The sequence below is a fragment of the Acetivibrio sp. genome (assembly GCF_035371925.1).
Taxonomy (GTDB): Bacteria; Bacillota; Clostridia; order Acetivibrionales; family Acetivibrionaceae; genus Hungateiclostridium.
Genome location: NZ_DAORXT010000096.1, coordinates 1 through 10,635, shown reverse-complemented (window position 1 = coordinate 10,635; position 10,635 = coordinate 1). Strand labels below are relative to the sequence as shown.

Here is a 10,635-nt window from a genome sequence, read left to right as displayed (position 1 = left end):
CGTATATATTGTAATTTTTTGCAAGCTATTAGCTCTTTGAAAACCTAAACTATATTGTCTGGTTAGTGTTTTAAGAAGCCTTACAGCCACTTTTGATAAAAAAATTATGGGGGATACACAAAAAAGGGTGGAGGCTGTCTATATAGGAGAAAACGGTGAACCGGGCATAACTTTTAAGGACTATAAAAAAATAATAGAAGACTATAACGAGGGAGACACTTCGGCGGCAATTGTGCTTGAATTTACGGCTGTGGCGGAATTAAGTCAAAGGTCATTGGATATAAAAGCAGTTATGACCGATGAAAACTATATTAATTTCTTTCCTTGCATGACAATGAAAAAGGGAACGTTTTTGGACTCGAACATGGTAAAAAACGGGGAAAAGGCTGCGGTTGTCAGCAGCGAGCTTGCGCGAAAGCTATATATGACAGAGGACATAATCGGCAACAGGCTTTTCCTTGGGGACACAAAATACAAAATTGTAGGGGTGTATGATGCTGACATAGGGGTATTGTCCGACCTTAGTGATGACGGATATGAAAGAATATACATACCTTATACATCTTTCGAGACGGACAAAAACATTGATTATTTAATGGCAAACGGTCTTAGGTACAAATACGGAGTGGTTTTTTCCATTAAAGAGCTCATAGACAGAACATTAAAGAGGAAGGCCGCTTACAACTATGCTGAGAGGAATTATGAAAGATATGACATTGTGACTAAACAGTTTGAAAATGTGTTATATCTTTTGCTTGGTCTCGTATGCATGTATCTGTTGATAAAAAATATTGTGGCTTTTCTAAAGCAAAGGGTTGGTTTTTACAGGAGCAAACTTAGGGATTCATACATTAAAGAAATGATAAGGAAAAATATTTTGACAATAGCTTTGGATTTATTAATTATGTTTGGCTTTGCAGGGATTTTGCTTTTCATATGGAGGATTGTAAAGTTTGAATTCTATGTTCCCAGCGAGTATTTACCTCCGGATAATGTCTTTGATATAGGATTTTATATTGAAAAAATAAAAGCAGTGATAAGACAGAGCAATTCTCAGATTAAAGCCAACTATGCTCCCTTTGACGCTATGCTTCAAAGTACTCTGAAAATTGCATGGATATTAACGGCGTTTATCATCACAGGATTTGTTGATTTGATGTTGAGCCTTCGGATTGCAAAATCGGCTCAAATGCCGAAGGTAAGATTTGCCCTATGTTCTATGGGGTCCATTGTGTTGGGAATTGCGGCTGGATATTTGGTAGTATGCTTTATGGGTATTGATTACAGCCTGCCTTTCAAATTTATTGTGCTTATACTCTGCTTTTTGATTCTTAACAGTGGCTGGATTTTTGAAAAAATCACCGTAAAATATGAAGGCGTAAGTCAAAGCATATCAAGCTAATATCAAGATGTACTAAATTTAGTGCATCCGTTTCGGCAAATTCTCTTTTTTCATAAGCAATATAGCCTTCTCCAATCAAAATGGCTATTTTTTCAGACGAGGGTTCTCCTTTAATTTTGGAAAATTCCAAGATCATATCAGAAAACAAAACAGAAAAAGCAAAGGCGAATGCAATGATTTAATAAGTGATATGCGGTTTTGCTTTTATATGGTAAAATATTATAGAGGGGGAGAGTTCGTGAGCAGAAATACTATATCAAGGTATTTATATGTACAGTTATTGATAATTGCATTGTTTGTCATATTTTTACCTTTAACAGCTTCGGCAGATTTGGGGCCAAAGCCTTCTTTGCATATTATTGCTGAAAATATGCCTGATGGAGTTTGCTATCTTGATTTGCTTGTAAATTATACGCTGAAACATGGTCGCCGAAACATTTCAGACGAGTCAAAATATGATCCGAAGATGCTGGAGGTATTGAAAAAATACAATGTTGACGGTTGGCGGCCTGCGATGGTTACCGGTACGGAAACACCTATGTTTGGTGATATTATATGTGATGTTAAAGACGGAAAATGCACTATGGATTTTACATATGTAGGGATACCTGACAGATTTAAAATCATAGTTGTAACCGCCGATGGCAGGACTGTCGTTTCCAACGTGGTAAAAAGGAAAGCGTTTAGTAGTACCGTAAACTTCGATTTTATGACAGGAAAAGCAGCAGAACGTTCTGCAATCTCTTCCTACTTTCTTCAATTTATTTTTACCTGCTCAGGAACATTGATTATTGAAGGACTTATACTATTGCTGTTTAGATTTAGCTTAAAACGTAACTGCAAGCCATTTGTTGCGATTAATGTATTTACTCAAATTTTGCTTACTCTTGTAATATTTACAATGATGTATAGGAAAGGGATAATGGCGGCGTTTTTGGTGTATTGGCCTTTTGAATTAATTATATTGATAATAGAAGCATACTTGTTTATGAAATTTTTACAGCAGCATTCCAGAGTAAGACGGGTACTATTTGCCTTGACAGCCAATATTGTGAGCTTCGCTATAGGAATTGCATTGATGATGAATCGGGCACTGTGGGAATTATTTTTACGATTGTAAAAAGTATTCTGGAGCACACAAAAAGATTGTTATAGAGTATGAGATTTTTTCTTTTAAAATATTTTTGGCATTAAACAGCCGAGGCTTTATAGTGCCAATAGAGCAGCCCATTTTTTTAGAAATATCTTTGATTTTAATATCATAATAGTGGAAAAGTATAATTGGAATTCTGTAGTGTTCGGGTAACTCGTTAATAGCTTGCGATAATTCCATATAAAGTTCTTTTCTCAAATGCTTAATTTCAGTAAAATCATCATTATCAAGAATTTCTCCAACCAGTTTTTCATTATATGTATTCCACTTTTTACTATTTTCCTTAATATACTTCATGTACGAATTTAAAATAACATTATTGAGTCATGGTTCAAACTTTTCAGGATTCCTTAAGGTGTTGAGCTTGTAAAAAACTTTAATAAAAACTTCTTGTACGACATCTTCGGCCTGAGCTTCATTTTTTAATAAAATCATGGCTTTAGAATATACTTTTCTTTTGAATGTGTTATATATATCTTTAAAATTATTTTTGCTGCTGTTTTCTAAAAACTTCACAACTTCATTACTCATATCCACATACCTTTGCAATTTTCGGTTTCATATATTTAGATTATCTTTATTTTAAAAAGGTTCAAATAATTTTAAATTATATTGAATTTATAACAATGGGCAAGCGATGGCCGAATAAATTATATGCATCTTTGCTCTTTTATGGTAGAATATTATAGGAGGGAGCGTAATTGTGTGCGGAAATGCTATAGCAAAGTTTTTATATGCAAAGTTATTTATAATTGTATTGTTAATACTGTTTTTGCCTTTAACTGCTTCGGCATTTTTCGACTCAGGGGCTTCTTTACATATTGTCGCAAAGAATATGCCTCAGGATGTTTGCTATATTGACATACTAAGAAACTATTCCTTCAAAAGTGAAGGTAAAAAGATTCGCGGGTATGATAACTGTTCGATCGTATATTATGATTTTGATAACAGTGAAAAATACAATCAGAGAATGATAAGGACATTAAAAAACTATAATGATGACGGTTGGCGTGCTGTGGCAGTTAGCCAAGTCGGAACTATACTTGGTGACATTGTATGTGATGTGAAAGACGGCAAGTGTGTTGTGGATTTCACATCTACAATGGAGATTGACAAATTCAAAATCATAGTGGTAACTGCCGATGGCTCGACTGTTGTTTCTAATGTGATAGAAAGGAAAGCGTTTGACAGTATTATATTCTTTGATTTTATGACAGAGGAAGCTACGGAGCTTCCCATGGCTTTATCCTTCTGGATTTTATTTTTTTGCAACTGTTTAAAAGCATTGGTTGTTGAGGGCCTTGTGCTATTAATGTTTCGGTTTGGCATAAAGAGCAACTATAAGCCTTTCTTGGCGATTAATGTATTTACTCAGGCTTTTCTCAGCCTTCTTTTATCTGCCGTAATGTACAGCAGGGGAAGGGTGGAGGCGCTTTTGGTGTATTTGCTTCTTGAATTGATAATATTTGCAGTCGAAATTTACCTATATGCAAACTTCTTGGAGCAGCATTCCAAACTCAGAAGGGTACTGTTTGCATTGACGGCCAATATTTTAAGCTTTGCTGCGGGAATTGCGTTAATAAAGAATCATAGGGCATTGTGGGAATTGTTTTTGCAATTGTAAAAAGTATTCTGTATCACACACTCAATTCACTGTACAAACATCACAAGACGATATGTAAAATCAAACGATTCAATATCCTCTGAGCGCTGACAATACGACATAAAGCTATTCCAGTCTACGAATGCATATAGGATAAGGGGTGAAATTAACCAGTGGGTTGGCATTTTCAGAGCACGAATGACGACAGGGAGCACACAAAAAAGATTGTTATAGAGTATCTGAATAAAATAAAAGCCGGGGATAATTCTGCAAGAGAAGAGTTTATCCTGAGGTTTAAGCCGTTTATACTAAAATTGGTATACAAGGCAACTGACAAGCATATTGAGCCGGAAAACAGCGAAGAGTACAGCGTTGCTTTATTGGCCTTCAATGAAGCTATCAATGCCTATGATGAAGATAAACATCCCAACTTCCTGGTTTTTTCGGAACAGGTTGTCAATAGAAGGCTTATTGACTATAAAAGAAAGAATCATAAAAACAAAATGGTTTATCCCTTTTCTTATTTTGAGAATGAAGATATAAAGCTTGAAAGAACCCTTTCGGATGCTGACGGCACGAAAGCAATTGAAAGATTGGAGTTTTCGGACGAGATTAGACTTTTCAAGTCTGAACTGGCTTCATTCGACATATCCTTTAAAGATTTATTGTCTTGTACTCCAAAACACAGAGATTCGAGAGAGCTTTTGATAAATATTGCCAGAAAAGTTGCAACCAATGACGGGCTGTATGAAAAGCTTAAAAGAACCAAAAAGCTGCCTACATTGGAGCTTTTAAAGGTGGTAAAAGTTAGTAGGAGAACCATAGAAAGAAACAAAAAATATATAATTGCAGTAAGCTTAATATTAAGAAGCAACCTCGAAATCTTTAGGGAGTACGCTGCGAGCGGCAAGGAGAAGGAGGTGGATTTGCGGTGATTATAGGAAAAGTAATTGATATGGACGAAAAAACAGCCATTGTAATGACTGATGACTTTGCTTTCTTAAATGTGGAGAAGACTCCTGAGATGGCGATAGGAGTAAAAGTGAAGGTTCTTGAGTCGGATATAATTGAGCCAAAACGCGAGCTGCGCAGATATTTGCCGGTTGCGGCTGTTGCTGCGTGTTTTGCGATTGTATTGTCTTTTGTTCTGATGTTTATTAACGGCAATACAGCAAGAAAAGATATATATGCATATGTTGGTATTGACATAAACCCAAGTATTGAGCTTTCTATAAATTATAATAATAGAATAGCTGAGGCCAAGGCATTGAATAGGGATGCCGAGACAGTGCTAAATGAGCTTGAATTAAAAGGAAAGACGGTTGCGGAAGCTCTTGATGATGTTGTGCAAAAAAGCAAGGAGCATGGATTTATTTCAGACGAAAAAGAAAACATAGTCCTAATATCTGCAGCCTGCGGCTCAAAAGCCGAATCAGGCTCGGAGGATAAGGACATTGAAGATAGAGTCGCAAACCTTTTAAATGATGTGAACAAGATAGTCCTTGACCTGAAAAACAGCGGTATTACAGCCAAGGTTTTAAAGCTTACCATGGAGGAAAGGGAAGCATCTTCAGAGGAAGATATTTCCATGGGGAGATATGCTGTATATTTAAAGGCAATAGAACAGAATGTGGATTTAACCATTGAGCAAATCAAGGAAGCTGATTTGTCGGAACTTATCGCCAAGATTGGTATTGATGACGAGAATATTACGGAAGATGTTGCAGTTGAAGATGGAGATAAGGCGGATATAATAAGTACTGCACCTGCAGAAAGTGCTGTGCCTGAAGTGACCGAGACTTTGCCGGCCTCATCGGTGCCAGGTGCAACGGAAATTGCCACTGAGACCGGTCCGGCTGCAAGTACGCCTGCTTTGCCTGAAACCGGTACACCGGGAAAGACTGCCGACATATCGGCAAAACTGTCACCGGGACAGTCTTCGCCGCGCCAGCCGGCATCACTTGCTCCAACAAAATCGGCGGTGAACAGCAAAGGAACTCCGACACCGAAGGCTACACCGACATCAAAGGCTACACCTACATCGGTAATACCTTCAACCGGAATCCAATGGATTGACAAGTCCAATGAGAGGATAAATGAAATTCGAAAGAGGAATGTACAGATAAAGGTTGTGGACTCCAACAACAAGCCGATAGAGGGAGCTTATGTGGAGGCAGTTCTCACCAGCCATGACTTTGGATTTGGCACAGCCATTAGAAGAGATGCAATGTATGATCCGAATTATACAAAGTTTATAAAAGATCATTTCAATTGGGCTGTGTTTGAAAATGAGTCCAAGTGGTATTCGAATGAACCTAACATGGGAATGATAAACTACAACGATGCGGATTATTTGTATGAGTTCTGCCGAAGCAACGGAATAAAAGTGAGGGGTCACTGTATTTTCTGGGAGACTGAAGACTGGCAGCCTTCATGGGTAAGGGGCTTAGACCCGTTTGCTCTGCGTATGGCTGTGGACAGCCGCCTAAACAGTGCTGTAGGTCATTTTAAAGGCAAATTCGCCCATTGGGATGTAAACAACGAAATGATTCGCGGTAACTTCTTCAAGAGTCGACTGGGTGAGTCCATCTGGCCTTATATGTTCAATAAAGCAAGAGAAATCGACCCGAATGCAAAGTATTTTGTAAACAACAATATAACTACTTTGCAGGAAGCAGAGATTTGCATATCCCAGGTAAACTGGCTTAGGTCGCAGGGAGTTCGTATTGACGGTATAGGAGTTCACGGGCATTTCGGTGATACGGTGGACCGTAATCTTCTAAATCAAATACTTGACAGACTGTCTACTTTGAATATTCCGATATGGATTACCGAATATGATTCGGTTACATGGGATGAATATAGAAGGGCGGACAACTTGGAAAACCTCTATCGTACGGCATTCAGCCATTCTTCCGTTGAGGGAATTATAATGTGGGGCTTCTGGGAAAGAGTGCATTGGAGAGGAAGAGATGCGGCAATAGTAAATGATAACTGGACATTGAATGAAGCCGGAAGAAGATTTGAGTCTTTGATGAACGAATGGACCACCAAGGCCTATGGAAGAACAGATGGCTACGGCAGCTTGGGTTTTAGAGGATTTTACGGAACATACAAGGTAACTGTGACGGTACCTGGAAAAGGAAAATATGACTATACTTTAAATCTGAATCGCGGTAGCGGAACATTACAAACTACTTACAGGATTCCATAAAAATGTTTGGATTAGAGAAGGGCTTTTAAAAGAATTTCCTTGTATTCGAGAAATTCGCCGGATGAAAGCATTTCTCTGTTTCGTGGACGGGGAAATCCTATATCCAGAGTTTTTATAACACGGGCAGGTCTATCGGATAGGACATATACCCTATCCGATAGAAAAATTGCCTCCTCAATATCATGGGTTATAAAAAGAACGGTCTTTTTGTGCTCAATCAAGACTTTCAGCAACCATTCCTGCATTTTTATCCGGGTTATTGCATCAAGTGCCCCGAAAGGCTCATCAAGAAGCATCGTGTCACTCTCCATTAAAAAGGTGCGAAGAATTCCTGCTCTTTGCTTCATTCCGCCGGATATTTCCCCCGGATAAAAGTTTTCAAAGCCTTGAAGTCCAAATTCTTTTATGAGGTTTTCAACTTCAACTTTTTTGGAACTGTCCTTTTTGCCGTTTATTTCAAGGGGAAGAATGATGTTTTTGTATACAGTGCGCCAAGGCATTAAGAGGTCCTTTTGAGGCATATAACCGAATTGGAAGGAGGAAGCTTTTATGCTTTCTCCGTTTACCGTTATGTTTCCCGAAAAGTCCTCTTCAAGGCCGGCTAGAATCCGGAAAATAGTGCTTTTTCCGCAACCGCTGGGCCCTATTAGGGAAACAAACTGGTTTTCATAAACCTCAATATTTATATTGTTTAAAACCTCAAGGGGTTTTTTATTCACTTTAAAAGTTTTGCTCAAATTTTCAATCTTTATCTTAACGCTCATTTTCCACCTTGAAAATATATAAAATTATATATAAGTTTATTTATCATTTTGCAGAAAATCATTTGTAAAGGCTTTTTCCACATCTATCGGAGCATTTATAAATTTGTTTTCATAAAGCCAGTTCATATATCTTTCCCAGACTTCCTTTTTCTGCATTCCCCAATAGGGAGCATCATCCTGATACTTTGAGGCTAAAAACCTTTGGCTTTTTATGACCAGCTCGCGGTCAAGCTCCGGAGCCAATTGAAGCAGGCATTCTGCAGCTTCATCAGGGTTTTCCATGGCGAATTTATAGCCTTTTTCCGCAGCTTTCATGAATTTTTTCACAAGCTCGGGATTATTATTGATATTATCCTCATTTGTAACAATTACAGGGGTATAGTAGTCAAATACATCGGAAAGCTCTCTTAAAGGAATATAATTTAGTTCAACCCCTTTGTTGGCAACATTGATAAAATCCCAGCCTTCAAAAATCCAGGCAAAATCAATTTGGCCGGTCTCACTTGCCTGAAGAAAGTCTGCTGTGCCGGTGGTAACGATTTGCACCTTGTCCGGGTTTCCGCCGGAATCTTTAACGACTTGCTTTACCATGGCCTCTTCAACCTCTGAGCCCCATCCTCCGTATTTTTTGCCTTCAAAATCCTTTGGGGAAAGGATTTGCTTGTCTTTAAGCGAGCCAAAGCCGGAAGTGTTGTGTTGTATAACCGCCGCCAATGATACCAAAGGTGCTCCGGAGGAACGGGCAAAGGTAACGCCTTCCTGATAGCTGATTCCAAACTGTGCAGTGTTGGAGGCCACCAACTGGTCGGCAGATGACTCACCGGGTTGGATTATGTCGACATCCAGTCCTTCTTCGGTAAAATATCCTTTAACTTTTGCGACATAGATTCCTGTGTGGTTTGTGTTGGGAACCCAGTCAAGAACAAAAGTGACCTTATGATTTCCGTCTTCGGAAGAAGTTTCATCCGAAGATGGCGACGGATTGTTCTGAACGCCGCAGCTTGTGGCGGCAAAGGCAAATATGATCATCAGACATATTGCTGTAAAAATATTTTTTCTTTTCAATAACGCTCATCCTTTCACATTCCATTTGATAAATCTTTTTTCAATAAAGCTTATCAATATAAACAGTAAAATACTGAAGATTGAAATAATTGCAATGTCTGCGAACATTGCAGCAGTTTTAAAGGATTTCATGGACCTTGTCAGGAAAATGCCAAGTCCGCTTTCGGCTCCGGTCCATTCCGACATAATTGCTCCCATAACGGCGTAAGCTGCTGCAATTTTTAACCCGGAGAAAAAGTGAACCAATGCCGACGGAAGCTTTAGTTTCATAAATATCTGAAGCTTGCTGGCATTCATGCACATCAATAGCTCCTCAAGATCCTTGTCATAAGAGCTTAGTCCTTCTGTGAGGTTTAGAGCTATAGGGAAAAATACCACAAGGACGCAGACAATCATTTTCGGTAAAAGGCCGATTCCAAACCAAACCGTAATCAAAGGTGCAATAACAATTATGGGTATGGTCTGGGACAAAACCATAAAAGGGTAAAATATGCTGCGAAACACTTTGAAGCTGCTCATAAGCAGTGAGAGCAGTATCGCAAACACCAAACCCAGTATAAAGCCCAATACGGTTTCTGTAATAGTCACCATTGAATGGTGAAGCAGCAAATCTCCGGACTTTATAAATTCATTTAAGATGGCAGAGGGGGCCGGCAGTATGTATTCTTTTATATTTTTCGCTCTTGTGAATATTTCCCATACAACAATAAAAACAGCAACAGCAATGGATGAATAAATGGGATTACCGATATTTCGAAATCTTTTCATCCATTGTCACGCCTTCCTTTTTGTAATCTATTTTAACCATGGACAAAACTCTGCTTGCACCTTCCGAAACACATATATCCTGCGCCTTTTTGACAATTTCCAAAAGGGTGTCCAGTTCGCCTTCCATGGTAGTTTCCATCGGACCTACTTCATATTTGACACCGCTTTTGGCTATCAAATCAATAACCTTGTCTACAACAGAATAAACCTGATTTTCGGGTACACATGGTATAACCTGCAGTGATACGTTAACAGATGCCATATTAATACCCTCCTTTCCGAAAAACTTAATATCCATACAACGGTAAAAACCGCCCAACATAGGCGGTTTGATACAAATCTACTCATTCCCTACGCTGGCATTACCCAGATCAGGTTAAGGGTTGAGGGAAACTCCCTTCTCTCAGCCGGCATACACCAGCACCCCTATGCAATATATTAATTTTGTCTTTAATAATATCACATAAATCAATGGAATACAACAACTTGGCTAATATATAATCAATTAATTATACAATCAATTAATTTTTGTTTAGTGTCCAATTACGAGGGTATATATTATAAAGTGTTAATAGCGCTACCAAAGTACTTTGGTATTTATTATTAAAATTATTGTTTAATTTTATGGAGGTAGTAATTCATGAAGAAGTTTGTTTGTTCAATTTG

At 38.3% G+C, this 10,635-nt stretch carries 11 protein-coding genes and 1 riboswitch; of the genes, 5 read left to right on the top strand and 6 right to left on the bottom strand.

Going from position 1 to position 10,635, the window contains the following annotated elements; translation table 11 throughout:
- Positions 1-58: 58 nt before the first annotated feature.
- Positions 59-1,402: an ABC transporter permease gene (locus PLH43_RS11390; protein WP_324363186.1), complete on the top strand. Its 1,344-nt coding sequence runs from the start codon at positions 59-61 to the stop codon at positions 1,400-1,402.
- 238 nt (positions 1,403-1,640) lie between these two features.
- The gene (locus tag PLH43_RS11385; protein WP_324363182.1) at positions 1,641-2,522 is read left to right on the top strand and encodes a hypothetical protein; all 882 of its coding nucleotides are present in this window, start codon (positions 1,641-1,643) and stop codon (positions 2,520-2,522) included.
- Here PLH43_RS11385 and PLH43_RS11380 read toward each other — a convergent pair.
- Both PLH43_RS11380 and PLH43_RS11375 read right to left on the bottom strand, forming a co-directional pair.
- The gene (locus PLH43_RS11380) at positions 2,511-2,867 is read right to left on the bottom strand and encodes a sigma-70 family RNA polymerase sigma factor (protein WP_324363184.1); all 357 of its coding nucleotides are present in this window, start codon (positions 2,865-2,867) and stop codon (positions 2,511-2,513) included. The two genes, PLH43_RS11385 and PLH43_RS11380, sit on opposite strands and share 12 nt — an antisense overlap.
- A 12-nt stretch (positions 2,868-2,879) precedes the next feature.
- On the bottom strand, positions 2,880-3,086 hold the full coding sequence (locus tag PLH43_RS11375) for a sigma factor (RefSeq protein WP_324363180.1): 207 nt from the start codon (positions 3,084-3,086) through the stop codon (positions 2,880-2,882).
- 172 nt (positions 3,087-3,258) lie between these two features.
- Here PLH43_RS11375 and PLH43_RS11370 point away from each other — a divergent pair, with 172 nt between their 5' ends.
- The 3 genes from PLH43_RS11370 (at position 3,259) to PLH43_RS11360 (ending at position 7,372) form a co-directional block, all read left to right on the top strand.
- Positions 3,259-4,179: a hypothetical protein gene (locus PLH43_RS11370; RefSeq protein ID WP_324363178.1), complete on the top strand. Its 921-nt coding sequence runs from the start codon at positions 3,259-3,261 to the stop codon at positions 4,177-4,179.
- A 152-nt stretch (positions 4,180-4,331) separates the two neighbouring features.
- Positions 4,332-5,093 (top strand): RNA polymerase sigma-I factor, encoded by a 762-nt coding sequence (gene sigI, locus PLH43_RS11365; protein ID WP_324363176.1) that lies wholly within the window; start codon positions 4,332-4,334, stop codon positions 5,091-5,093.
- Positions 5,090-7,372 (top strand): endo-1,4-beta-xylanase, encoded by a 2,283-nt coding sequence (locus PLH43_RS11360; protein ID WP_324363174.1) that lies wholly within the window; start codon positions 5,090-5,092, stop codon positions 7,370-7,372. Before sigI ends, PLH43_RS11360 begins: the two co-directional genes overlap by 4 nt.
- An 11-nt stretch (positions 7,373-7,383) precedes the next feature.
- On the opposite strand, the gene PLH43_RS11355 is transcribed toward PLH43_RS11360, so the two are convergent.
- The 4 genes from PLH43_RS11355 to PLH43_RS11340 are packed head-to-tail and all read right to left on the bottom strand — an operon-like array spanning position 7,384 to position 10,231.
- Positions 7,384-8,136, bottom strand: a complete 753-nt coding sequence (locus PLH43_RS11355) for an ABC transporter ATP-binding protein (protein WP_324363172.1) — start codon at positions 8,134-8,136, stop codon at positions 7,384-7,386.
- Positions 8,137-8,172: 36 nt separating this feature from the next.
- Positions 8,173-9,201: an ABC transporter substrate-binding protein gene (locus tag PLH43_RS11350; RefSeq protein WP_324363170.1), complete on the bottom strand. Its 1,029-nt coding sequence runs from the start codon at positions 9,199-9,201 to the stop codon at positions 8,173-8,175.
- A 6-nt stretch (positions 9,202-9,207) separates the two neighbouring features.
- Complete coding sequence (locus tag PLH43_RS11345) at positions 9,208-9,969, bottom strand: ABC transporter permease (RefSeq protein WP_324363168.1); 762 nt, start codon at positions 9,967-9,969, stop codon at positions 9,208-9,210.
- Positions 9,944-10,231: a thiamine-binding protein gene (locus PLH43_RS11340; RefSeq protein WP_324363166.1), complete on the bottom strand. Its 288-nt coding sequence runs from the start codon at positions 10,229-10,231 to the stop codon at positions 9,944-9,946. The genes PLH43_RS11345 and PLH43_RS11340 overlap by 26 nt, the downstream gene beginning before the upstream one ends.
- A gap of 69 nt (positions 10,232-10,300) precedes the next feature.
- A riboswitch (TPP riboswitch) is annotated at positions 10,301-10,407 on the bottom strand.
- Between the last annotated feature and the right edge of the window lie 228 nt (positions 10,408-10,635).

Excerpts from the sequence above, each read along its gene's own strand:
- PLH43_RS11355 (WP_324363172.1), bottom strand. The coding sequence starts at position 8,136 with ATGAGCGTTAAGATAAAGATTGAAAATTTGAGCAAAACTTTTAAAGTG.
- PLH43_RS11345 (WP_324363168.1), bottom strand. The coding sequence starts at position 9,969 with ATGAAAAGATTTCGAAATATCGGTAATCCCATTTATTCATCCATTGCT.
- PLH43_RS11375 (WP_324363180.1), bottom strand. The coding sequence starts at position 3,086 with ATGAGTAATGAAGTTGTGAAGTTTTTAGAAAACAGCAGCAAAAATAAT.
- PLH43_RS11340 (WP_324363166.1), bottom strand. The coding sequence starts at position 10,231 with ATGGCATCTGTTAACGTATCACTGCAGGTTATACCATGTGTACCCGAA.